The organism is Roseateles sp. So40a (genome assembly GCF_048081605.1).
Classification (GTDB): Bacteria; Pseudomonadota; Gammaproteobacteria; order Burkholderiales; family Burkholderiaceae_C; genus Roseateles.
This window is the reverse complement of record NZ_CP182288.1, coordinates 3,345,083-3,368,977: the sequence shown is the minus strand read 5'-3', so window position 1 is coordinate 3,368,977 and position 23,895 is coordinate 3,345,083. Positions and strand designations below refer to the sequence as shown.

The window sequence follows — 23,895 nt, the reverse complement described above, 5'->3', positions numbered from 1 at the left end:
TCCGTCCGCCATGGCCCAGATTCATCCCACCGCGATCGTCGACCCGGCCGCGCAACTCGACGACACCGTCCAGGTCGGTCCCTACGCGGTGATCGGCCCCGAGGTGCGCATCGGCGCGGGCACGCGCATCGGTCCGCACACGGTCGTCGAGGGCAAGACCACGATCGGCCGCGACAACGTGATCTTCCAGTTCGCGTCGATCGGCGCGATGCCGCAGGACATGAGCCACGGCGGCGAGGTGACGGAGCTGGTGATCGGCGACCGCAACACGATCCGCGAGTTCTGCACCTTCAACACCGGCACGTTCAAGGAGCAGGGCGTCACGCGCGTGGGCTCCGACAACTGGATCATGGCCTACGTGCACCTGGCGCATGACGTGGTGGTCGGCGACCACTGCGTGCTGGCCAACAACGCCACGCTGGCCGGCCACGTCCACGTGGGCGACTGGGCCACGATCGGCGGCCTGACCGGGGTGCACCAGTTCGTGCACGTGGGCGCGCACGCGATGATCGGTTTCCAGGGCCATGTGGCGCAGGACGTCGCACCCTACATGACAGTCGACGGCAATCCGCTGACGGTGCGCGCGGTCAACCTGACCGGCCTGCGCCGCCGCGGCTTCAGCAATGACCGCCTGGGCGTGATCCGCCAGGTCCACAAGCTGCTGTTCCGCGATGGCACGACGCTGGAGCAGTCGGTGGCCAACCTCGAGGCGCTCAAGCAGGGCCAGGATGCGGAATCGATCCGCGACATCCAGGTGATGCTCGACTTCCTGGCCGGCGCCAAGCGCGGCCTCGTGCGCTGATCGGCTCTGGACGCCTGACATGACTTCCACGGATCCTCGACTGGGCCTGGTGGCCGGCGAGGCCTCCGGGGATCTGCTCGCGAGCCTCCTGCTGCAGGGCCTGAAGGCCCGCTGGCCGGAGCTGAGCTCGGCGGGCATCGGCGGTCCGCGCATGCAGGCCCAGGGCTTCGAGGCCTGGTGGCCCAGCCACAAGCTGTCGATCTTCGGCTACTGGGACGCCATCAAGAACATTCGTGAGCTGCTGGCGATCCGCCGGCAACTGGGCGACCGCCTGCTGGCCGAGCGCCCGTCGGTGTTTGTCGGCGTGGACGCGCCCGACTTCAATTTCGGCCTGGAACGCCGCCTGCGCGAGGCCGGCATCAAGACCGTGCATTTCGTGTGTCCGTCGATCTGGGCGTGGCGCCCGGAGCGCGTCGAGACGATCCGGCGCAGCGCGGACCACGTGCTGTGCCTGTTCCCGTTCGAGCCCGAGATCCTGGCCAAGGCGGGCATCCCGTCGACCTATGTCGGCCATCCGCTGGCGGACCAGATCCCGCTGGAGCCGCCGCGCGAGGATGCGCGTCGGGCGCTGGGCCTGGGCTCGGGCGACACGGTGGTGGCGATCCTGCCGGGCAGCCGCCGCAGCGAGCTGACCTACATCGGCCCGCCGCTGCTGGACGCGGCGCAGCGCCTGCTGAAGGCGCGGCCGGGCTTGCGTTTCGTGATTCCGATCGCGCCGGGGCTGCGCCCGATGGTCGAGGCGCTGATGGCCGAGCACGGTCGCGGCCTGCCGATGACGCTGGTGGACGGCCGCGCGACGGAAGTGCTGGCCGCCTGCGACCTGACGCTGGTGGCCAGCGGCACCGCGACGCTGGAGGCGGCGCTGCTCAAGCGGCCGATGGTGATCGCCTACAAGCTGCACTGGTTCAACGCGTGGCGGATGAAGGGCAAGGCGCTGCTGCCGTGGGTGGGCCTGCCCAACGTGCTCGCGCGCGAGACGCTGGTGCCCGAGTGCCTGCAGGACGAGTGCACGGGTGAGCGCATCGCGCGCGAGGGTCTGGCCTGGCTGGACGACGCGCCGCGTCGCGAGCGCCTGCACGCGCGCTTCCTCGAGATCCATCAACAGCTGCGCTGCAACACCGCGCAAAAGGCCGGCGATGCGATCGCGAAAATCCTCGGCGCTTGAGCCGCCGACGCAGCTGGGCCTGGAATGGTCGGCGGGCGGGCTGCTGTGCGGCGTCGATGAGGCCGGACGCGGTCCGCTGGCCGGGCCGGTGGTCGCGGCCGCGGTGATCCTGGACGACCAGAGCCCGATCAAGGGCCTGGGTGACTCGAAGGTGCTCAGCGAGAAGAAGCGCGAGCAGCTCTACGACGAGATCCGCGCCAAGGCGCTGTGCTTCTGCATCGCGGAGGCGACGGTCGAGGAGATCGACCGCATCAATATCCTGCAGGCGACGATGCTGGCGATGCGGCGAGCGGTCGAGGGCCTGCGGCTGAAGCCCGCGCGGGTGCAGGTCGACGGCAACCGGCTGCCGGTGTTGCGCATCCCGGCCGAGGCGATCGTCAAGGGCGATGCGCTGGTGCCGGCGATCTCGGCGGCGTCGATCCTGGCCAAGGTGCACCGGGACCGCTTCTGCCTGCAGATGCACGAGCAGCATCCGCAATACGGCTTCGACAACCACAAGGGTTACGGCACGCGCGAGCACCTCGAGGCGCTGCGCGTGCATGGCGCGACGGCCTGGCATCGGCAGAGCTTCGCGCCGGTGCGATCGCTGGACCTGAGCGGGCTGGCGATCACGACGGTCACCGCCACGAGGGTCTCGGTGACCGAAGAGGAATGAATTCGCAATGAGCTGGCAGCCGATCACCGCCCGGGACAACCCCCATCTGCAACGCCTGCGCAAGCTGGCGCAGGACGGCAGCGCGTATCGCAAGCTGGGCGGTGTCTGGCTGGAGGGCGATCACCTCGCGCGCGCGGCGGTGCAGCGCGGCGTGAAGCCGTCGCTGGCGCTGATCACCGACGTGGCCGCGGCGGACGAGGCGCTGCGCGCGCTGGCCGACGTGTCGCCGAAGGTGCTGGTGGTGTCGCCGGCGCTGTTCAAGACGGTGTCGGGGCTGGAGTCGCCGGCGCAGATCGGCTTCGAGCTGGCGCTGCCGGGTCAACCGCGCATCGAGCCCCAGGCGGACTCGGTGGTGCTGGACCGGCTGCAGGACGCGGGCAACGTGGGCACGATCCTGCGCAGCGCGGCCGCGCTCGGTTTCCGTCAGGTGCTGGCGCTCAAGGGCACGGCGGCCTTGTGGTCGCCCAAGGTGCTGCGCGCCGGCATGGGCGCGCACTTCGGGCTGCGGCTGGTGGAAGGGTTGGCGGTCGAGGATCTCGACGCGCTGCAGGTGCCGTTGCTGGCGACGAGCTCGCATGCGGACGCGCTGCTGCACGAGGCCGATCTGCCGCAGCCCTGCGCGTGGGTGATGGGCCATGAAGGGCAGGGCGTGGCCGAGCCGCTGATGAAGCGCTGCGCGCTACGCGTGGGCATTCCGCAGCCGGGCGGCGAGGAATCCCTCAACGTCGCGAGCGCCGCGTCGATCTGCCTCTACGAGAGCGCGCGGCGGCGATTGGTCTGAGCGCGGAACGCGTCGTCGTCCGCGCGCCTCACTTCGCCATCGCCAACGCCGCCACGCCCATCGCGATGAAGGCCGCGCCGGCGATGCGCCAGCCGCGTTCGCCTTCGCCGAGCAACTGGCCGCCGATCAGCGCGGCGAACAGCATCGACAGTTCCCGCGCCGGCGCCACGCGCGACAGCGGCGCCTGCTTCATCGCGTACAGCACCAGCATGTAGGCCGTCGGCGCGCCGACGATCACGACCAGCGCGTGTTTCCACTGCCGCCGCACCGCATGCACGAAGCCCGGCCGGTCGCGAAGCACCGCGGGCAGGATGACCGGCAGGCGCAAGGCGTTGCAGAGGTACTCGTACAGCACCGGCGACAGCGCCAGCACCTTCACCGCGTAGCCGTCGATGACGCTGTAGGTCGCGATCGTCGCGCCGGTCAGCGCGCCCCACGCGATGCCCAGCTTGCGCTTGCGATGCAGCTCTGGGTCGACCGTTGCGCCCTTGGAGAAGAAGGTCGGCCCCGCGGCCATCAGCAGGATGCCGCCGACCACGCCCGCGAGCCCCAGTCCGCCGCCCAGTCCGAGATGCTCACCCAGCAGCAGCACCGCCGCCAGCGAGGACAGCAGCGGGCCGCTGCCGCGCGCGACCGGATACACGATGGTCATGTCCGCCGCGCGGTAGCCGGCGAGCAACGCGTTGAAGTAGGCCAGGTGCACGATCGCGCTGGCGATCACCGCCACCCAGGCGATCCAGCCCCAGTCGGGCAGCTCGTCGAAGCCCACGTAGAGCGCCGCGGGCAGCCACAACACGCTGATGCCCAGCGCGGTCATGCATGAGAAATGATGATTGCCCTGCGCCTTCTTGGCGGCGAAGTTCCACAGCGCGTGGATCAGCGCGGCCGCGATGACCAGGGCCAGCGCGGAGGCCGGCATGCGTCGCGGATCCGCTCAATACATCAGGCGGTCGGGACGGATGTCGCGAAGAATCGTCGTGGCGATTTCCTCGATGGACTTGTGCGTCGACGACAGCCAGTTGATGCCGGCCTTCTTCATCATCGTCTCGGCCTCGCGGACCTCGTAATGGCAGTTGACCAGGTCGGCGTACTTGCTGCCCGGGCGGCGCTCGTTGCGCACCTGCGCCAGGCGCTCCGGATCGATGGTCAGCCCGAAGCACTTCTTCTTGTGCGGGATCAGCAGCGAGGGCAGGTGACCGCGCTCGAAATCCTCGGGGATCAGCGGATAGTTGGCCGCCTTGATGCCGTGCTGCATCGCCAGGTACAGCGAGGTCGGCGTCTTGCCGCAGCGGCTCACGCCCACCAGGATCACATCGGCCGAGTCGAGGTTGCGCGCCGATTGGCCGTCGTCATGCGCCAGCGAGAAGTTGATGGCCTCGATCCGGTCGTGGTACTCCTGGCTCTTGGCCACGTCGGAGAAACGCCCCACGCGGTGGCTGGACTTGACGCGGAACTCGTCCTCCAGCGGCGCGATGAAGGTGCCGAACATGTCCATCACCAGGCCCTGGCACTCCTGGCGCACGACATTGAGCACCTCGCGGTTCACCAGCGTCGCGAAGACGATGGGGCGCACGCCCTCGCGCTCGCCGGTCTCGTTGATCTCGCGCACCAGCTGATGGGCCTTCTCGCCGCTGTCGATGAAGGGACGGCGCACATGGCGGGCTTTCACCGAGAACTGCGCCAGGATGGAGTTACCGAAGGTTTCGGCGGTGATGCCGGTGCCATCCGAGACGAAGTAGACGGTGTGCTGGGTCATGTCGGGCCTTGGGAATGTGCCGCGGGCAGGCCGGGGAGCCTTCGCCGGACCGGGCATGCCGCGTGCCGAAGCGAGAAGTTTGGCGGGGTTCCGACCCCGTCCCGGCCCCGAACGGGGGCTTACATCATAGATCGGCGACCTACTAGAATCGCCCGCAACTTGCTCCTGCCCATCGCATGAACGCTGGATCGCGCGCCCCACAAGAATCGACAACACCTGTCGTGCGCCGCGTCATGCCTGCCTCCCTCGAAGCCGCCCACGCCGCCGACCTCGTCGCCGCCGCGTCTGGCCTGCTCGGGAGCGCGCGGGGAGCCCCGGTTTCTCAACATCACGGAGTTTTCCCATGTCTGATGCACGCTTCGAGGCGACCGCCCTGGTCGTACCCTTCGAGAAACTGAGGATGACCGACGTCGAGTCGGTGGGCGGCAAGAACGCCTCGCTCGGCGAAATGATCTCGCAGCTGGCCGAAACCGGCGTGCGCGTGCCCGGCGGCTTCGCCACGACGGCGCACGCCTTCCGCGACTTCCTCAAGCATGAAGGCCTGGATGCCCGCATCCAGCATCGCCTGGCCGACCTGAACACCGACGACGTGCGCGCGCTGGCCGCCGCCGGCGCCGAGATCCGCGGCTGGGTCGAGGCCCAGCCCTTCCCGGCCGACCTCGAGCAGGCCATCCGCGCCGAGTTCGAGCGCCTGACCGCCGAGAACCCCGACGCGTCCTTCGCCGTGCGCTCGTCCGCGACCGCGGAAGACCTGCCTGACGCCTCGTTCGCCGGCCAGCAGGAAACCTTCCTGAACGTCGTCGGCATCGAGGACGTGCTGCACAAGATGAAGGAAGTCTTCGCGTCGCTCTACAACGACCGCGCGATCAGCTACCGCGTGCACAAGGGCTTCGCCCATGCCGAGGTCGCGCTGTCCGCGGGCGTGCAGCGCATGGTGCGCTCCGACCTGGGCGCCGCCGGCGTGATGTTCACCATCGACACCGAATCGGGCTTCAAGGATGTGGTCTTCATCACCTCCAGCTACGGCCTGGGCGAGACGGTGGTGCAGGGCGCGGTCAACCCCGACGAGTTCTACGTCCACAAGCCGGCGCTGCAGCGCGGCAAGTTCGCGCTGATCCGCCGCAACCTGGGCTCCAAGCTGATCCAGATGACCTTCTCCACGCCCGAGGAGAAGGCCGCCAGCGGCAAGCTGGTCAAGACGGTGGACGTCGAGGTCGAGCAGCGCAACCGCTACTCGCTGAACGACGACGACGTGATCGAGCTGGCCAAGTACGCGCTGATCATCGAGCAGCACTACGGCCGCCCGATGGACATCGAGTGGGGAAAGGACGGCCACGACGGCAAGCTCTACATCCTGCAGGCGCGTCCGGAGACGGTGAAGAGCCAGGCCGAAGGCCAGGTCGAGCAGCGCTTCAAGCTCAAGGGCCAGGGCACGGTGGTGGTCGAGGGCCGCGCGATCGGCCAGAAGATCGGCACGGGCCCGGTCCGGCTGGTCGACAGCGTCGCCGAGATGGAACGCGTGCAGCCTGGCGACGTGCTGGTCACCGACATGACCGACCCGAACTGGGAGCCGGTCATGAAGCGCGCCAGCGCCATCGTGACCAACCGCGGAGGCCGGACCTGCCACGCGGCGATCATCGCCCGTGAGCTGGGCATCCCCGCGGTCGTGGGCTGCGGCGACGCGACCGAGAAGCTCAAGGACGGCCAGCTGGTGACGGTGGCCTGCTCCGAGGGCGACACCGGCTACATCTACGACGGCCTGCTCGAGACCGAGGTCAGCGAGGTGCATCGCGGCGAGATGCCCTACAGCCCCGTCAAGATCATGATGAACGTGGGCAACCCGCAGCTGGCCTTCAACTTCGCGCAGATGCCCAACAGCGGCGTCGGCCTGGCCCGCCTCGAGTTCATCATCAACAACAACATCGGCGTCCACCCGAAGGCGATCCTGGACTATCCCAACATCGACAACGACCTGAAGAAGGCCGTCGAGTCGGTGGCCCGCGGTCATGCGTCGCCGCGCGCGTTCTACGTCGACAAGCTGGCCGAGGGCATCGCCACGATCGCCGCGGCGTTCTGGCCGCAGCCGGTGATCGTGCGTCTGTCCGACTTCAAGAGCAACGAGTACCGCAAGCTGATCGGCGGCTCGCGCTACGAGCCCGATGAAGAGAACCCGATGCTGGGCTTCCGCGGCGCGTCGCGCTACATCTCGGGCGAGTTCCAGGACGCGTTCGCGATGGAATGCGAGGCGCTCAAGCGCGTGCGCAACGACATGGGCCTGACCAACGTCGAGATCATGGTGCCGTTCGTGCGGACCGTGCGTCAGGCCGAGAAGGTCGTGGCGATGCTGGCCGAGCGCGGTCTGAAGCGTGCCGCGGCGGGCGGCCAGGACGGCCTGCGCGTCATCATGATGTGCGAGGTCCCGTCCAACGCCATCCTCGCCGAGCAGTTCCTGGAGCACTTCGACGGCATGTCCATCGGGTCCAACGACCTGACGCAGCTGACGCTGGGCCTGGACCGCGACTCCGGCCTGGAGCTGCTGTCGGGCGACTTCGACGAGCGCGATCCGGCGGTGAAGGCGATGATCTCGCGCGCGATCGCTGCATGCCGCGCGACGGGCAAGTACATCGGCATCTGCGGCCAGGGTCCCAGCGACCATGCCGACTTCGCCGAGTGGCTGGCGGCCGAGGGCATCGCCTCGCTGTCGCTGAACCCGGACACGGTGGTCGAGACCTGGCAGCGCCTGGCCAAGCGCTGATCCGGCGCTTCGCCGCCGCACCATGAGAAACGGCCTTCGGGCCGTTTTTCTTTTGTTTTCTTCTCGCCGGCTTCTTTGGGGAAGCTGTGGATGCGCCTCGCCGTGGGGAGCAGCGATGATGCGCGGTCATGTCCACCCCCCCGTCCGACGCCGCGTTCCGCCGCCGGCTCCATCGCATCTACGGTGCCTACACGATCGGCTTCGTGCTGCTGGTCGCGCTGCTGGGCGTGCTCGAGCGGCTGGGCATGCCCAAGCAGTGGCTGGGGTTCTCGTTCCTGCTGCTGACGGTGCTGGTCTACGCCGGCATCGGCGTCTTCAGCCGCACCACGGATCCGGTCGAGTACTACGTCGCCGGCCGCCGCGTGCCCGCGTTCTACAACGGCATGGCCGCCGGCGCGGACTGGATGAGCGCGGCCAGCTTCCTGGGCATGGCGGGCAGCCTCTATCTCGCCGGTTATGGCGGCCTGGCCTTCGTGCTCGGATGGACCGGCGGCTTCTGCCTCGTGGCGCTGCTGCTCGCGCCCTACCTGCGCCGCTTCGGCGGCTTCACCGTGCCGGACTTCCTCGGCGCGCGCTTCGAGAGCCGCGGGCTGCGCGTGATGGGCGCGGCCGCGGCGGTGATGGTGTCGTTCATCTACCTGGTGGCGCAGATCTACGCGATCGGCCTGATCACCACGCGGCTCACCGGGCTGACCTTCGAGATCGGCCTGTTCGTCGGGCTCGGTGGCGTGCTGGTGTGCTCGTTCCTGGGCGGCATGCGGGCCGTGACCTGGACGCAGGTGGCGCAGTACATCCTCATGATCCTGGCCTACGTGGTGCCGGTGATGTGGCTGTCGACGCAGCAGACCGGTTTCCCGCTGCCGCAGTTCACCGCGGGCACCGAGGTCCGCGAGATCGCCGCGCGCGAGCAGCAGTTGCTGCACGATCCGAAGGAGCTGCAGGTCCGCGCGCTCTACGACCAGCGCGCCAAGGACTTCGAGGCGCTGCTGGCCGCGCTGCCGCAGTCGCTGGACGCGGAGCGGCAGCGGGTCTCGCAGGTGATCGCGCAGCTCAAGACCGAGGACGCGCCGCTGGCGCAGATCCAGGCCGCGGAGAAGGTGCGCGCCGCGCTGCCCCGCACCGAGGCCGAGGCCCGCGAGCAGTGGCAGCGCGCGGTCGCCGCCAACCGGCAGCGCGCCGAGCCGCTGGCCGGCATGCCGCTGCACGCGCGGCCCTTCGCCGGCGATCCCGACGGCTCGCCCGAGGAGCAGGAGGCCTACACGCTGGCGCGGCGCAACTTCATCGCGCTGGTGCTGGTGCTGATGGTCGGCACGGCGGGGCTGCCGCACATCCTGACGCGCTACTACACGGTGCCCTCGGTGGCGCAGGCGCGGACCTCGGTGGCGTGGACGCTGTTCTTCATCGCGCTGCTCTACCTGTTCGCGCCAGCGCTGGCGGTGCTGCTCAAGCACGAGGTGCTGCACCAGCTCGTGGGCACGCCGATCGCGGAGCTGCCCGGCTGGATGAAGCAGTGGATGCGGGTCGATCCGAGCCTGCTGAGCATCCAGGACATCAACCAGGACGGCATCCTGCAGCTCGGCGAGCTGCGCCTGGGCGGCGACGTCGTCATGCTGATGACGCCGGAGATCGCCGGGCTGCCCTATGTGCTGTCGGCGATGGTGGCGGCCGGCGCGCTGGCCGCGGCGCTGTCCACCGCGGACGGGCTGCTGCTGACCATCTCCAGCGCGCTCTCGCACGACGTCTACTACCGCGTGCTGAACCCGCGCGCGTCGATGACGCAGCGGGTGACGATCTCCAAGGCGCTGCTGCTGGCCACCGCGCTCACCGCCGCGGCGGTGGCCGCGCAGAAACCGGCGGACATCCTGCTGCTGGTGTCGGCGGCGTTCTCGCTGTCGGGGGCCACGCTGGTGCCGGCGCTGATCGCGGGCATCTTCTGGAAACGCGCCAACAAGCAGGGCGCGGCGGCGGGGATGCTCGCCGGGCTGGGCATGACCCTGTATTACATGGTCAGCGCGCATGCCGGCCTGCGCCAGGCGCTGGGCCTGAGCGGGCCGCCGCAGCTGTGGTGGGGCATCCAGCCGATGGCCGCGGCGCTGTTCGGGCTGCCCGCGGGCGTGGCGGCGCTGGTGACGGTCAGCCTGCTGACGCCCCCGCCCTCGGCCACCGCCCGGGCGCTGCAGGCCCGGGTGACCGGCGCGGCGCCCTGACTCCGGGGCAGCGCGGCCCTGCCTGAATCGGCGAGGGCCCGGTCGGTTCAGTTCGGTCGCTGGAGGCTGGAACTGGACGGGAACCCTCGAATTCGTCTAGAATCCGCGATTCCCCTTGCCGGGCCCAGGAGTTGACGCTGGGGTCCGGCTTTCAGGCCAGAGGCGAAGTCTTCGCCCGAGGTCGTTGAAACCCATAAGGAGTACACATGCGTCATTACGAGATCGTTCTGCTGATCCATCCGGATCAAAGCGAACAAGTTCCGGCGATGCTGGAGCGCTACAAGGGCCTGGTCACCAACGGTGGTGGCAAGGTGCATCGCGTGGAAGACTGGGGCCGCCGTCAGCTGGCCTACATGATCCAGAAGCTGGCCAAGGCGCATTACCTGTGCCTGAACATCGAGTGCAGCAAGGAAGTCCTGGCTGAAATCGAGACCGGTTTCCGCTTCAACGACGCCGTGCTGCGTCACCTGACCGTCGTCAAGGACAAGGCCGAGACGAACCCGTCGGTGATGATGAAGGCCGTCGAGCGCGAAGAAGCCCGCAAGGCTCCGCAAGAAGCGTCCGCCTGAGCTGACAGGCGCGACTCCCTGACGTTCTCGTAACCCTCCCGCCGTTTCCGTGCCCGCATGAACCGACTGGTGCTGCAGGCGCAGATCCTGGAAATCGCGGCGATCCGATACACCCCCGCCGGGCTGCCCGCCCTGGACTTGATGCTCAAGCACGAGTCCCAGGTCGACGAAGCCGGTTCCACGCGCAAGGTCGCGCTGGAGATCAAGGCGGTGGCGCTCGGAGACGTCGTGAAGCGGGTGCAGGCGCTGGGCCTGACGGAGAAGACGGTGTTCACCGGATTCCTCTCGGCACAGCGACAAGGCCGCGGCACGGTGTTCCATATCACCGGGTTCGCGGAATAGAGAGCGGCACGTCGCGCGATTCGTTTACATCTGGATAGATCAAGAGGTCACTATGCCCCCGCCACGTGGTAAAGGTCGGTTCTCCAAGGACCGCAAGCCCAAGCGCAACCAACAATCGCTGCTGTTCCGTCGCAAGCGCTTCTGCCGCTTCACCGTCGCCGGTGTCGAGCAGATCGACTACAAGGACGTCGACGTCCTGCGCGACTTCATCAGCGAAAACGGCAAGATCGTTCCCGCTCGCCTGACCGGCACGCGCGCGTTCTTCCAGCGTCAGCTGTCGGTGTGCATCAAGCGCGCCCGCTACCTGGCCCTGCTGCCGTACAGCGACCAGCACAAGGTCTAAGGAGTCCACCCCATGCAAGTCATCCTGCTGGAAAAAGTGGCCAACCTGGGTAACCTGGGCGATGTCGTCAAGGTCAAGGACGGTTACGCACGCAATTTCCTGATCCCGACCCGTCAAGCGCGCCGCGCCACGGAAGCCGCGATCAAGGAATTCGAAGCCAAGCGCGCCGAGCTGGAAAAGGTCGCCGCTGAGAAGCTGGCGACCGCGCAAGCCCTGGGCGAGAAGATCAACGGCACGACCGTGGTGATCTCGCAAAAGGCTGGCGTCGACGGCCGCCTGTTCGGCTCCGTCACCAACGCCGACATCGCCGAAGCCCTCGGCAAGGCCGGTTCGTCGGTGGTGAAGTCGCAAGTGCGTCTGCCCAACGGTCCGCTGAAGACCGTCGGCGAATTCCCGGTCAACGTTGCTCCGCACACCGACGTGGTGGTGGAAGTGACGGTCAAGATCGTCGCCGAAGTCGAGTAATGACTCGACACCTCCGGTGGGCGCTCTGCGCGTCCTCCGGAGTTGCCCTGAGCCCCTCGGGCCGCGAGGCCTGAGATCATCAGGGCAGAACAAGAAAGCCGACAGCTGCGAAGCCGTCGGCTTTCTGCTTTTCCGGGGGTGAGTTATCCCGCTCGCCCCACAGGCTGTCCCACGCTCATCCACAGGCTTGTCCACAATGTCCGCGATCTTCACCACGCCAGGATCCGCTGTCCCCGACAGCGAAATCGCACGGCTTCGCGTGCCTCCGCATTCGGTGGAAGCCGAGCACAGCGTGCTGGGCGGCCTGCTGATCGACAACACCGCCTGGGACAAGGCGGCGGACACGCTCAGCGACTCGGATTTCTATCGCTACGAGCACAAGCAGATCTACGCGGCCATCGGCAAGCTGGTCAATGCCGGCAAGCCGGCAGACGTGATCACCGTGTTCGAGGAGCTGACCTCACTGGGCAAGGCCGACGAGTGCGGCGGGCTGACCTACCTGAATCAGCTGGCGCAGGGCGTGCCCAGCGCGGCCAACCTGCGCCGATACGCCGAGATCGTTCGCGAGCGCGCGATCCTGCGCAAGCTGGTGGCGACCTCCGACGAGATCGCCACCGCCGCGTTGAATCCGGCGGGCCGCGCGGTCAATGAGATCCTGGACGAGGCCGAAGGCAAGATCTTCCGCATCAACGAGGAAGGCTCGCGCGGCGGCACCGGTTTCCAGAGCATGGACCGGCTGATGGTCGAGCTGATGGACCGGGTCAACGAGCTCGCGGAGCAGGGCGCCGAGGACGTCACCGGCGTGCGTACCGGCTTCTACGACCTGGACCGCATGACCGCGGGCCTGCAGCGCGGCGACCTGATCATCCTGGCGGCGCGGCCGTCGATGGGCAAGACCGCGTTCGCGATCAACATCGGCGAGGCCGTGGCGATCAACGAGGGCCTGCCGGTCATCATCTACTCGATGGAAATGGGCGCGGCGCAGCTGGCCTTGCGGATGGTCGGTTCGATCGGCCGCATCGACCAGAGCAACCTGCGCACCGGCCGCCTGAAGGACGACGAGTGGGGCCGGCTGGCCGAGGCGGTGGACAAGCTCGGCAACGCGCCGATCTACATCGACGAGAGCCCCGGCCTGTCGCCCAGCGAAGTGCGCGCGCGGGCCAGACGCCAGGCGCGGATCTCGGGCCAGATCGGCCTGATCATCATCGACTACCTGCAGCTGATGAGCGGCAACGGCGGCGGTTCCGAGGAGAACCGGGCGACCGTGGTGGGCGAGATCTCGCGGGGTCTGAAGGCGCTGGCCAAGGAGCTGCGCTGCCCGGTGATCGCGCTGTCGCAGCTGAACCGCTCGGTGGAAACGCGGCCGGACAAGCGTCCGATGATGTCCGACCTGCGCGAGTCGGGCGCCATCGAGCAGGACGCGGACATCATCATGTTCATCTACCGCGACGAGTACTACACCAAGGACGAGTGCAAGGAACCGGGCGTGGCGGAGATCATCATCGCCAAGCAGCGTAACGGCCCGGTGGGCACGGTGAAGCTGGCCTTCGCGCGTCAGAACACCAAGTTCGAGAACCTCGCGCCCGGCTACGTGAGCCCGGGAGGCGACGAGTACTGACCCATCCGGTCGATTCCCCCTGATGCCGCCGGCCGCTAACATCGGCCGCCCATCCAGAGGCACGGGAGGAAAACTCATGACCGCTTCATCCGATCACGCCGCCGACGTCTGGCTGGCTGCCGGCGTCCGCACGCCCTTCGCCAAGGTCGATGGCGCGCTGGCCGCGCATGATGCGCTGGCGCTGTCGATCCCGGTGGTGAAGGCCATGCTCGCGCGGCTCTCGGGCGCTCAGCCCGACTTCGCCGTCTGGGGCTGCGTGGCGCCCAACCTCACCTGGAGCAACCTCGCGCGCGAGGTGCTGATGGAGGCGGGCGCGCCAGCGTCGATTCCTGCGTATTCGACCGTGATGGCCTGCTCGACGAGCATGGTCGGCGCCTTCGAGGCGGCCGGCATGATCGACGACACACGCGGGCGCTCGCTCGCGCTGGTGGGCGGTGCGGAGAGCATGAGCCGCGTGCAGCTCGGGCTTGGGCAGAACCTCTCGGACTGGATGCGCGGCTTCCAGAAGGCGCGCTCGCTGGGGCAGAAGCTCTCGCACGCGGTCGAGCTGAAGCTGCGCGACGTGCAGCTCTATCTGCCCTCGGTGACCAACCGGACGACGGGGCTGAGCATGGGCGAGCACACCGAGATCACCGCCAAGCAGTGGCAGATCGCGCGCGCCGATCAAGACCGCCTCGCGCTGGACAGCCATCAGCGCGCGGTGGCCGGCTGGGAGCGCGGCTTCTTCGACGACCTCGTGATCCCGGTGGACGGCGTGACGCGCGATGGCATTCCGCGCGCGGACACCTCGTTGGAGAAGCTCGGACGTCTGCCGCCCGCGTTCGATCGCACGAGCGGGCAGGGGACGCTGAGCGCGGGCAATTCGTCGCCGCTGACCGATGGCGCGGCGGCGCTGTGGGTGGGCTCGGAGGCGGGCATGGCCAAGCTGCCGGCCGGCACGCCGCGCGTGAAGCTGGTGGACTGGGAAGTCTCGGCGGTCGATTTCCGCGTCGAGGGCCTGCTGATGGCGCCGGCCTTCGCGATTCCTCGGCTGCTCGCGCGCCATGGCCTGCGGTACGACGACGTGGCGCTGTGGGAGATCCACGAGGCCTTCAGCGCGCAGGTGCTGTTCCACATCAAGGCGCTGGAGGATGAGACCTTCCTGCGCGAGAAGGTGGGCATCGAGGACCCGGCGCGCTTCGGCGCCTTCCCGCGCGAGCGCGTGAATCCGAACGGCGGCAGCACGGCGCTGGGCCATCCTTTCGGCGCGACGGGCGCGCGCATCCTCAGCCAGGCGATCAAGGAAACGGCGGCCTTGACCTCGGGCAGCTACGCGATCGTGAGCATCTGCGCCGATGGCGGGCAGGGGACGGTGGCCTTGTTGCAGGCGGAGTAACAGACCGGGCCGTGGCCCGCTGCCCGTTGCCTGGCTAAACCACCGCCATGTGCACCGCTTCCGCCAGCGCGTCCACGCTGAAGGGCTTCTTCAGGATGGAGCGCGCGCCGAGGGCGCCGCCCACGTTGTCCATGTCCGCGTACCCGGTCGCCAGGATGATCGGCAGCGTCGGCCAATCGTCCTGGACGTGGCGGATGAGCTCCGCGCCGTTCATGCCCGGCATCACGTAGTCGACGATCAGCAGGCTGGGCTGGCGCTCCCGCAGCGCGAGCAGCGCGGCATGTCCGTCCGGCGCGGAACTCACCTGGTGACCCAGCAGTTCCAGGCTCTGCAGGATGGACTTGCGCACCTCGTCGTCATCCTCGACCACCAGGATGCGCTGGACCGGCGTCTCGCGCCGGGGCGGCTGCGGTTCCGACTCGGTGCCCAGCGACGCGTCCACGACGGGGAAGGACAGATGCACCTGCGTGCCTTGCCCGGCGTCGCTGTCGATGCACGCATCGCCGGCGGACTGCCTGGCGAAGCCGTAGACCTGCGCCAGGCCCAGCCCCGTGCCGCTGCCCATCTGCTTGGTCGTGAAGAAGGGCTCGAACACCTTGTCGATGATGGAGGGCGGGATGCCCGGTCCGTTGTCCGAGACGGTGAGCCGAAGTCCAAGGAGCGTCTCGCCCGCGTGGACGATGGGCATCTCGGCGGTCCGGATGGTGATCGTGCCGCCGTTCTCCATCGCGTCGCGCGCGTTCACGGCGAGGTTGAGGATGGCCATCTCCAGCTGATTCGGATCGAGCTGCACGATCGGCTGCGGATGCGTCAGCTCGAGCACGATCTGGATGCGTGACCCGACCGAGGCTTGCAGGAGCTCCTGCATCCCCTGGATCAGCGCATGCACGTCGGTGGCCTGCGGCACCAGCGACTGCGAGCGCGCGAACGACAGCAGCTGCTCGGTCAGCCGCGCCCCGCGCCGCACCGTGCGCCGCGCGCTCTCGACGATGCGGCCGGCCGGATGCGGGCAGTCGAGCCGGGCCAGCAGGTCGAGGTTGGTGCTGATCACGTGCAGCAGATTGTTGAAGTCATGCGCGATGCCACCGGTCAGGTGGCCCACCGCTTCCATCTTCTGCCCCTGCAGCAGCGCGGACTGCGCGCGCTCGCGCTCGGCGATCTCGTTCATCAAGCGGTTGTTGGCGGTCGAGAGCTCGCGCGTCCGATGGTCGATCCGTGCTTCCAGGTCCCGGTTGAGCTGGGCGACGGTGTCGTGCGCCTGCGCGAGTTCGGCCAGCATCGCGCGATTCGCGTACTGGCGGCCGCGGGCGCGCACAGCCGCTTCCACCGCCGTCTGCAGCGTGTCGGGGCTCAGCGGCCGCTCCAGCAGGATGACGTTGCCCAGCAGGTGCAGCGACGCGGCGGCGTTGGCCGGCCGCCGCCCGGTGCGTTTGCTCGTGAGCACGACGAAGGGGAAGTCCGACCACGGCGGCTGCCGGCGCAACCACGTGTCCATCGGACTGCCCGCGTCGATGAGGAACGCTTCCTCGGTCACCACGGCCGCGGCGGCGCCTTCGTTCAGGGCGTCCAGCAAATGCCGCGGCGACGGCACCGCATGGACCGGGGCGAGTCGCCCCACGACCTCGGCCACCACCTGCGCGTCCCGGCCGAAGGGTGCCAGGATGATGACCCTGGACTCGACATCGCTGCTCATGTGTCCCGGCCATCCGCGTCGCTGAGCAACGCGATGTCCCCGGTGTACCGGGCCACGCCCGACACCACGCCCTCGAAGTCCGTCAGCGCGACCCCGATCTCCACGCCGCGCTCGCCCAGCCGGAACTCGTGGATGGAGTTGGCGTGGCGATTGGTGCGGCTCTTGGTCACCGACACCGCCTTGAGCAGGTTGCCGCGGGCCTCGAAGTAGCGGAACAGCACCACGGCATCGCTGAGGTAGCTGAGGTCCACATCGAGCTTGCCGTGCCCCAGGATGCCGTGCTGTCCCAGCACCATGAGGGTCATGACGCCCCGCTGATTGAGGTAGGTCAGCAGCTCATGCATCTGCAGGATCAGGAACTTGCCGCCGGGCATCGCCTGCAAGTAGGCATTGAGGCTGTCGATGACGACGACGCGCACGCCGTCCTGCTCCACGGCCTGCCGCACGCGCGCGGCGAACTCGCCCGGCGTGACCTCCGCGGGGTCCAGCGCGGAGAGCGCGAACTGGCCGCTGTCCAGCGCCGGACGGATGTCGTAACCCAGCGCCTCGGCCCGGGGGAGCAGCGTGCCCAGGCCCTCGTCGAAGAGGTAGTAGGCCGCGTTCTCGCCGCGCTGCAGGGCGGCATGCACGCAGGCGACCGCGGTGGTGGTCTTGCCCACGCCCGATGGCCCGACGAACAGCGTGTTGCTGCCGCGGGCCAGGCCGCCGCCCAGCGCCTCGTCCAGCGCCGCGTTGCCGGTGGACATGTTCTCCAAGATGAAGTGCTTGTGGTGCTCCGCCGCGATCAGGCGGGGGAAGACCTGGATGCCGCCGGTCTGGAGCACGAAATCGTGTTCTCCGCTGCGGAAGCCGATGCCGCGCATCTTCGCCACGCGCAGGAAGCGCTTGTCGGCACCGTACTCGCCGACCAGCTGCTGCAGCCAGACCACGCCGTGGGCGATGCTGCGCAGCTGCATGTCGCCTGTGGCGGCGCTGAGGTCGTCGAGCATCAGCACGGTGCAGTCATGCCGGGCGAAGAAATGCTTGAGCGCCAACACCTGCCGGCGATACCGCAGCGGGTCCTGGGCCAGCAGGCGCATCTCGGACAGGCTGTCGAAGACGACGCGTCGAGGCCGGCGCGCGGCGATGCGCGCCATCACGCCCTGGACGGTCTGGTTCAGCTCCATCTCGGCGGGATGGATGATGGATTGCTCCGCGTCCGGGCCCAGCTGTTCCGGGCTGACCAGCTCGAAGACTTCCAGCCCGGGCTGATCCAGCTGCCAGCCGTGCGACTCGGCGACCGCCTTCAGCTCCGCGGCGGTCTCCGACAGCGTGACGTACAGGCCGGTTTCCCCGAGCGCTGCGCCAGCCAGCAGGAAATGGATGCCCAGCGTGGTCTTGCCGGTGCCGGGTTCGCCTTCGAACAGGTAGAGATGTCCCTGCGGCAGGCCGCCCTGGAGGATGTCGTCCAGGCCGGAGATGCCGGTGGAACAGCGCGGAGTGGGCAGGGCCATGGGCGGGAGCGGTGCGGAGCACGCGAGACGGGGTTCCGGAAACCCGGCAAGTGGCTCTCCTGGCTGCCTGACCCGGCGAGGGCGTCGGCCTAGGGGGTTTCGCGCGGCGACGTCGACGGCGAGGCCGCCGGGAGCGCCGCCGGCGGCAGCTCCGCCACCGCGCGCGCCCACATGCGCTCATACAGGGCCTCGAGGTCGCGCGCGAAGGCTGGCGCGTCAACGCCGGTGAGGATCACGGGCCTGGCCTCACGTGCGAGCGCGCAGACGCGCTCGACGTAATCCTGTGGCGACGCGCAGACCCACTCGGTCCGCCCGGCCTGCGCGAGCAGGCTCTCGGCGACGCGGGACGCGAAGCCCTCGCCGCGCATCGTCACCACCGGCACGCCGGCCGCCAGCGCGTCGCTGGTTGTCGTGTGGCCGTTGCAGGGCCAGGTGTCGAGCGCCAGGTCCGCCGCGGCAAGCCGGTCCCAGTGCGCCTGCATCGGCACCGGCGGCATGAACACGAGGCGCTCGGGCGCGACGCCGCGCGCGGCGGCCTCGGCGCGCAGTTGCGCGTCGGCCTGCTCGCCGCCGCTGAGCTGCCACAGCAGCGCGCTCGGCAGCCGGTGCAGGATCGTCATCCACGTGTCGAAGACCTCGGGCGTGAGCTTGAACACGGCGTTGGCCGACAGCAGCACGATCGCGTCGCCGGGCAGGCCGAGCGCGGCGCGCGGCGTCGGCGTGACACGGCGGGTCCCGTCGCCCGGCTGATAACAGCGCGGCAGTTGCGCGAGCTGCTCGGTGTAGAAGGGCGCGTCGGCCAGCGGCGTGACGATGGGGTCGCCGATCAGGTAGTCGATGAAGTCCGCGCCGCTGGTGCCCGGGAATCCCAGCCAGGACACCTGCACCGGCGCCGGCCGCGCGGCGAGCGCGGTGAAGCGGCTGCCCGCCGTGTGGCCCTTGAGGTCGACGGCGATGTCCACGCCCTCGGCGCGTATCCGCGCGGCGATGCCGGCGGGGTCCAGGCCGCTGATGTCGATGCAGCGCTCGCAGGCGGCGCGCACGCGCTGCTGCAGCGCCGAGCCATCGTCCGGTCCATGCGAGAACAGCAGCACCTCGAAGCGCTCACGGTCGCGATGTTCGAGCACCTGCACCATCAGCGCTGCGGTGGCGTGCGCGTGGAAGTCGCCCGACAGATAGGCGACGCGCAGCCGCGGTTTGGCCTCGGCGCGCGCTGGCGGCAGCGGCGCGATGCCGCGGGCGAGGAAGCGCGAGCTCAGGCGACCGGCCTTGTGCAGGTCCGCGGGCGCGTGGGGCAGGGCGACGAGCGCGAAGGGCACGCCGAACTCGTCGTCGGCGTCCTCGGGCTTGGCGCGCAGCGCGTGCAGCAGCGATTGCCGGTTGGCATCGAAGTCGGACCAGCGCGCGACCTGCTGGTCGCCGTGCGCCTGATAGGCCTGCGCCATGACGCTGTCGGGCTGCAGCGCGGCGACGGTACGGAAGCATTCGGCGGCCTCCGCCTTCATCTGCAGCGTCTGGAGCGCGAAGGCGAGCTGCAGGTAGGCGTCGACGTCGTCGAACTTGAGCGCCAGCGCCTGCATCAGCGGCCCGATGGCCTCCTGGACGCGGCCGCTGCGGCGCAGCGATTCGCCCAGGTAGCGTTGGAGCTCGTTGGACGCGACCTGCGCGTGGGGTTCCAGCAGCGCGGCGGCTTCGGCGTAGCGACCCCGCGTCATCTCTTGGAGGGCAGTGCGCAGCAGGTCTCGGAGGGCGTCCATGGGCGCGGATTATCAAGGGACCGGCATGCCATCGAGCACTGGCAAAACTCGGCGATACTGTATAGATTGACAGTATGCCGCAAGACACCAAGATCGCCGCCCCGCCGCTGTACGTCCAGGCCGATGCGCTGAAGGGGCGGGGCAGCGCCTGGGCGATGCCGCATCGGTTCGAGTCCCGCGAGCGCGAGCAGTACGACGACGGCTGGGGCACGCTGGACCAGGCGGCGGTCGAGGAGCATGTGCCGCCCAGGACCGAGATCATCGAGGAACACGCGAAGAAGATCCTCAGCGGCAACCAGTCGCCCGACATCGGCTTTGACCTGTCGATCAATCCGTATCGCGGCTGCGAGCATGGCTGCATCTACTGCTTCGCGCGGCCGACGCACAGCTACCTGAACCTCTCGCCGGGCCTGGACTTCGAGACCAAGATCATCGCGAAGGTCAACGCCGCGGAGCGGCTGCGCGAGTCGCTCGCTTCCCCGTCATACCGGCCGGCGCCGCTGGTGCTGGGCACGGCCACGGATGCGTATCAACCGATCGAGCGCAAGCTCGGCATCACGCGCGCGGTCGTGGAGGTGCTGACCGAGGCGAGACATCCGTTCTCGGTGGTGACGAAGTCCAGCGGCATCGAACGCGACCTGGACCTGATCGTGCCGATGGCGCTGAAGCGGCAGGTGTCGGTGTACCTGTCGGTGACCTCGCTGGATCCGGCGTTGTCACGGATCCTGGAGCCGCGCGCGGCGTCGCCGCAGCGTCGGCTGCAGACGATCCGGACCTTGGCGGAGGCGGGCGTGCCGGTGGGCGTGAGCGTGTCGCCGGTGATCCCGTTCCTGAACGAGCCGGAGTTGGAGCGCATCCTGGAAGCGGCGGCCGAGGCGGGGGCGACGAAGGCGTTCAGCATTCCGCTGCGGCTGCCCTGGGAAGTGGCGCCGCTGTTCCACGACTGGTTGCGGCTGCATCAGCCGGACAAGGCGGCGCGGATCATGGCGCGGCTGCGCGACATGCGCGGCGGCAAGGACAACGATCCGCGCTTCGGCACGCGCTTCACCGGCGAGGGCATCTGGGCGGAGCTGCTGCAGCAGCGGCTGCGCAAGGCCGCGCAGCGACTCGGGCTCGGCCGCGAGCGGCACGACTACGACTTCAGCGAGTTCCGCCCGCCGGCGAAGGCGGTGGGGCAGCAGTCGTTGTTCTGAGGGACTGGCAAGACCTGGCCCCATGAGCGCTTGTCCCATGCGCAATGACCTGCATCAGTCTTCGTGGGGGGACTGACCTACCGAGATCAGCATCCCCCCGAGAACCGTTCTTCGGAGGGAATGTCTTTCACGCCGAGACGGCACAGACTGGCTGCATTCGAGTCGAACGACTCTCAATGCAGGAAGTGTGATGACTGTGCAGATCAACTACGTGAATCCGTTCAGCACGCCCGATGGACTCGTCACGATCATGGTGCGTCCGGTGCCGACACCGGCGGAGTTGTCCGAGGGTGATGCCGTGCTCGAGCTTCTCAAGGGGCCGTCGCTGATTTTTGGAGCTCCGTATCCGCAGAGCGCGAGTGATGCGCGGTGTCGACGCTGCAGTTGGGACACGCTTTTCGACGCGCTCGATCAGCTGGAACGGAGGCACATCTCGGTGACGCACCTTCGGCATCTGCTGCATCTGGCAGCGCACTTCATGGCCCGGCATGGACTTCGTCGTGGCGGTGCTGCGGTGTTGACTCGTTTCGATCACGACGACGTCGTCAGTCTCCAGTACGAGATGCCAATCCAGGTCACGCATGACGAGGCTCAGGCGTGGACGATGGCGCTGTGGGGTGAGCTGTCTTACATCGACATGCTCCGGTCCGGCTTCCTCTTTTCCTTTATCGACGAACCTGCGGCATGAGCCGATTTGGACACGCAGATGGCCATTGGTAGCAGCGACCTGTTCATCTTCGCGCGAACCTTGAGTCGCGATGGATCGGAGGTGGCGACGCGTGACGCCATCAGCCGTGCTTACTACGCGGCCTTCCATCGTTGTCGAGCCTGGGAACTGTCCCTCCCGGAGCTCGGCAGGAACGAGGGCGCTCGAGGGGGATCGCATCAAGAGCTGATCAATCGCCTGAAGAATCCGTCCCGAAAATGTGGCGAAGTCTTGCGGGAACGTTCGCGGACCAACGGTGCCCAGTTGGAGGTGCAGCGGGATCGACGCCAACTGGCGGACTACGACTTGGAGGAAGATGTGATGCCGGCGGTCATGCATGACCAGCTGAGTCAGGTGCAGCAACTGCTCCGCCGGTGTGATGAGCCATTCCCGGTGGCGGCAATGACCCTGCCTCGTCCGTGATCACCCCTTCCTGCACGCCCCCACCCAGTCCCAGTCCTTGCGGTAGACCGAGGTCTGCACGCCGCTGAGGCTCAACACCGTGTGATACAGGCCGTCATGCGACATCGGCGTGTCGCGGCGCTTGGCCAGGCACTCGCCGTCGAGCTGCTGCGTAGCCCGCGTCTGCTCCGGCAGCCACAGGATCAGCGGCACATGCTTCTGCTGCTTGGGCGCCAGCGCATAGGGCATGCCGTGCAGGAACAGGTTGTTCTCGCCCAGCGACTCGCCGTGATCCGACACGTACAGCAGGCTCGGATCGAACCTCGTCTGCTGCGTGCCCAGCCAGTCGATCGCCTTCGCCAGCACGTGATCGGTGTAGGCGATCGTGTTGTCGTAGGCATTGCGCACCTGCTCCAGCGGGCACTGCTGCAGCGCGTTGCTGCGGCACTCGGGCTGGAAGGGCTTGCGGTCGTCGGGCGTGCGCAGGTAATACGCCGGGCCGTGGCTGCCCATCTGATGCAGCACGAGTACCACGCCACGCGCCACGCGCTGCGGGTCGAGCGCCGCGATGCGGGCGTCCAGGTCGTGCAGCATCACCTCGTCCAGGCACTCGCCGTCGGCGCGGCACAGGCCCGCCGGAATCGGGTGGTCCGCACGCGCGGGATTGATCGCCTGCGCGTTGGGCACGCGGTCGCAGATGCCCTTGCAACCGGACTGGTTGTCCAGCCACAGCACCGCCAGCCCGGCGCGCTGCAGCACGTCCATCAGCGTCTGCTGGTTGCCCGGATGGTCGACGTACACCTCGCGGCCCAGCTGCGAGAACATGCAGGGCAGCGACGCCGCCGTCGAGGTGCCGCAGGACGCGACCTCCCGGTAGCTCAGCACCGGGCGCTTTGAGAGCTCAGGATTGGTCGGCTTGTCGTAGCCGTTGAGCTGGAAGTTCTCCGACCGCGCCGTCTCGCCCACGACCAGCAGCACCAGCGGCGGACGACTGCCCGCCGGCCGCGGCGTCAGCACCGCATCGGCGGCCACGACTTCCAGCGGCCCCTTGGGCTTCTTGTGCTTCTGCGCGACCAGCGAGGCGCTCGCCCAGATCGCGTTGATCGGGCTGACCATCTTGGTCAGCGCCTTGTTGTTGCGCAGCGTGGAGGCCAGGTCCGCCGTCCGCGTGGCCGCCAGGCCCACGCCCAGCGCCAGCGCCATCGCGACGCTCGCCGCGTTCCAGCCCAGGCGCTTGTACCAGCGCAGCTCGGTCAGCCGCTGCCGCCAGATCCACACCAGCGGCAGCACCGCGATCACCAGCACATGGACCAGCAGGCTCCAGCCCAGCAGGTCGCGGGTCTCGCGCACATCGGTCTGCAGCGCGTTGGTGATCATCGTGCTGTCGATGATCACGCCGTAGCTGCCGATGAAGTAGGCCAGCGGCGCCGTCAGCAGCAGCATCACCGTGAGCAGCGGCTTGACCGCCACGCGCCAGGCCAGCAGGCTGAAGACAGCGGCCAGCACCATCACGACGATGCCGGCGAACACCACCACGAACACCTTGCCCGAGGCGCCCGCGTAATCGGGCATGCCCCACATGCGCTGCCACAGCGGCCAGTTGCCCAGCACGCCGATCCACAGCGCGGTCAACCAGGTCAGGGTCAGCGGAGAACGGGCGCCGGCGGAGGCGGCCTCGCGCGGTGGCGAGGTCGAAGAATCGGAAAACGGCATCTTGTTGTGTCAGGCCGGCAAACTCAAACCGGCCCTTGTAGTGGTCCCACCTGAAGCGTTCCTGAAGCCGTCCGCGCGCGGACGTACGCCGCACCAGATGGCCGA

21 protein-coding genes are annotated in these 23,895 nt (G+C 68.5%); 15 read left to right on the top strand and 6 right to left on the bottom strand.

The genetic code is table 11. The features are described 5' to 3' along the window. Positions 1 to 10 precede the first annotated feature (10 nt). From lpxA to ACNI65_RS15290, 4 genes are read left to right on the top strand one after another with little or no spacing between them, the layout of a single operon-like run. Positions 11 to 802: an acyl-ACP--UDP-N-acetylglucosamine O-acyltransferase gene (lpxA, locus tag ACNI65_RS15305; protein ID WP_416757741.1), complete on the top strand. Its 792-nt coding sequence runs from the start codon at positions 11 to 13 to the stop codon at positions 800 to 802. 19 nt (positions 803 to 821) lie between these two features. After that, entirely contained in the window at positions 822 to 1,967 is a 1,146-nt protein-coding gene (lpxB, locus tag ACNI65_RS15300) for a lipid-A-disaccharide synthase (RefSeq protein WP_416757739.1), read from the top strand. Further along, the gene (gene rnhB / locus ACNI65_RS15295; protein WP_416763633.1) at positions 1,900 to 2,622 is read left to right on the top strand and encodes a ribonuclease HII; all 723 of its coding nucleotides are present in this window, start codon (positions 1,900 to 1,902) and stop codon (positions 2,620 to 2,622) included. Before lpxB ends, rnhB begins: the two co-directional genes overlap by 68 nt. A gap of 7 nt (positions 2,623 to 2,629) precedes the next feature. Further along, entirely contained in the window at positions 2,630 to 3,403 is a 774-nt protein-coding gene (locus ACNI65_RS15290) for a TrmH family RNA methyltransferase (protein ID WP_416757737.1), read from the top strand. 28 nt (positions 3,404 to 3,431) lie between these two features. Here ACNI65_RS15290 and ACNI65_RS15285 read toward each other — a convergent pair whose 3' ends face one another. Both ACNI65_RS15285 and ACNI65_RS15280 read right to left on the bottom strand, forming a co-directional pair. Next, a complete protein-coding gene (locus tag ACNI65_RS15285; protein ID WP_416757735.1) occupies positions 3,432 to 4,322 on the bottom strand; it encodes an EamA family transporter in 891 nt (296 codons plus the stop codon). Between the two features lie 15 nt (positions 4,323 to 4,337). Beyond that, positions 4,338 to 5,159, bottom strand: a complete 822-nt coding sequence (locus tag ACNI65_RS15280) for a pyruvate, water dikinase regulatory protein (protein WP_416757732.1) — start codon at positions 5,157 to 5,159, stop codon at positions 4,338 to 4,340. Positions 5,160 to 5,502: 343 nt separating this feature from the next. Between ACNI65_RS15280 and ppsA the strand changes: the two genes are divergently transcribed. The 8 genes from ppsA to ACNI65_RS15240 all read left to right on the top strand — a co-directional run bounded on the left by ppsA (position 5,503) and on the right by ACNI65_RS15240 (position 14,833). Beyond that, a complete protein-coding gene (gene ppsA, locus ACNI65_RS15275) occupies positions 5,503 to 7,914 on the top strand; it encodes a phosphoenolpyruvate synthase (protein WP_416757729.1) in 2,412 nt (803 codons plus the stop codon). A 128-nt stretch (positions 7,915 to 8,042) separates the two neighbouring features. After that, the gene (locus tag ACNI65_RS15270; protein WP_416757728.1) at positions 8,043 to 10,121 is read left to right on the top strand and encodes a VC_2705 family sodium/solute symporter; all 2,079 of its coding nucleotides are present in this window, start codon (positions 8,043 to 8,045) and stop codon (positions 10,119 to 10,121) included. A 206-nt stretch (positions 10,122 to 10,327) separates the two neighbouring features. After that, the gene (gene rpsF, locus ACNI65_RS15265) at positions 10,328 to 10,690 is read left to right on the top strand and encodes a 30S ribosomal protein S6 (RefSeq protein WP_091723036.1); all 363 of its coding nucleotides are present in this window, start codon (positions 10,328 to 10,330) and stop codon (positions 10,688 to 10,690) included. Between the two features lie 57 nt (positions 10,691 to 10,747). Then, a complete protein-coding gene (gene priB / locus ACNI65_RS15260) occupies positions 10,748 to 11,032 on the top strand; it encodes a primosomal replication protein N (protein ID WP_416757726.1) in 285 nt (94 codons plus the stop codon). A gap of 52 nt (positions 11,033 to 11,084) precedes the next feature. Further along, the gene (rpsR, locus tag ACNI65_RS15255; protein WP_067062534.1) at positions 11,085 to 11,375 is read left to right on the top strand and encodes a 30S ribosomal protein S18; all 291 of its coding nucleotides are present in this window, start codon (positions 11,085 to 11,087) and stop codon (positions 11,373 to 11,375) included. Between the two features lie 12 nt (positions 11,376 to 11,387). Further along, entirely contained in the window at positions 11,388 to 11,840 is a 453-nt protein-coding gene (gene rplI, locus ACNI65_RS15250; protein WP_416757725.1) for a 50S ribosomal protein L9, read from the top strand. A 196-nt stretch (positions 11,841 to 12,036) separates the two neighbouring features. Further along, positions 12,037 to 13,458, top strand: a complete 1,422-nt coding sequence (gene dnaB / locus ACNI65_RS15245) for a replicative DNA helicase (RefSeq protein ID WP_416757724.1) — start codon at positions 12,037 to 12,039, stop codon at positions 13,456 to 13,458. Between the two features lie 76 nt (positions 13,459 to 13,534). Further along, positions 13,535 to 14,833, top strand: coding sequence for an acetyl-CoA C-acyltransferase (locus ACNI65_RS15240; protein ID WP_416757722.1), 1,299 nt, complete (start codon positions 13,535 to 13,537; stop codon positions 14,831 to 14,833). Between the two features lie 34 nt (positions 14,834 to 14,867). On the opposite strand, the gene ACNI65_RS15235 is transcribed toward ACNI65_RS15240, so the two are convergent. The 3 genes from ACNI65_RS15235 to ACNI65_RS15225 form a co-directional block, all read right to left on the bottom strand. Further along, on the bottom strand, positions 14,868 to 16,526 hold the full coding sequence (locus tag ACNI65_RS15235; protein ID WP_416757720.1) for a response regulator: 1,659 nt from the start codon (positions 16,524 to 16,526) through the stop codon (positions 14,868 to 14,870). Continuing rightward, a complete protein-coding gene (locus tag ACNI65_RS15230) occupies positions 16,523 to 18,019 on the bottom strand; it encodes an ATPase domain-containing protein (protein WP_416757718.1) in 1,497 nt (498 codons plus the stop codon). The genes ACNI65_RS15235 and ACNI65_RS15230 overlap by 4 nt, the downstream gene beginning before the upstream one ends. An 89-nt stretch (positions 18,020 to 18,108) precedes the next feature. Continuing rightward, entirely contained in the window at positions 18,109 to 19,776 is a 1,668-nt protein-coding gene (locus ACNI65_RS15225) for a UDP-N-acetylglucosamine-peptide N-acetylglucosaminyltransferase (protein WP_416757716.1), read from the bottom strand. A 74-nt stretch (positions 19,777 to 19,850) separates the two neighbouring features. Here ACNI65_RS15225 and ACNI65_RS15220 point away from each other — a divergent pair, with 74 nt between their 5' ends. The 3 genes from ACNI65_RS15220 to ACNI65_RS15210 all read left to right on the top strand — a co-directional run bounded on the left by ACNI65_RS15220 (position 19,851) and on the right by ACNI65_RS15210 (position 22,098). Next, positions 19,851 to 20,969: a PA0069 family radical SAM protein gene (locus ACNI65_RS15220; protein WP_416757715.1), complete on the top strand. Its 1,119-nt coding sequence runs from the start codon at positions 19,851 to 19,853 to the stop codon at positions 20,967 to 20,969. Between the two features lie 190 nt (positions 20,970 to 21,159). After that, the gene (locus tag ACNI65_RS15215; RefSeq protein ID WP_416757713.1) at positions 21,160 to 21,657 is read left to right on the top strand and encodes a hypothetical protein; all 498 of its coding nucleotides are present in this window, start codon (positions 21,160 to 21,162) and stop codon (positions 21,655 to 21,657) included. Between the two features lie 6 nt (positions 21,658 to 21,663). Next, positions 21,664 to 22,098, top strand: coding sequence for a hypothetical protein (locus ACNI65_RS15210; protein ID WP_416757711.1), 435 nt, complete (start codon positions 21,664 to 21,666; stop codon positions 22,096 to 22,098). Here ACNI65_RS15210 and ACNI65_RS15205 read toward each other — a convergent pair whose 3' ends face one another. Continuing rightward, positions 22,099 to 23,790 carry a phosphoethanolamine transferase gene (locus ACNI65_RS15205; RefSeq protein WP_416757709.1) on the bottom strand — a complete coding sequence of 564 codons (1,692 nt, stop codon included), beginning with the start codon at positions 23,788 to 23,790 and terminating at the stop codon, positions 22,099 to 22,101. Between the last annotated feature and the right edge of the window lie 105 nt (positions 23,791 to 23,895).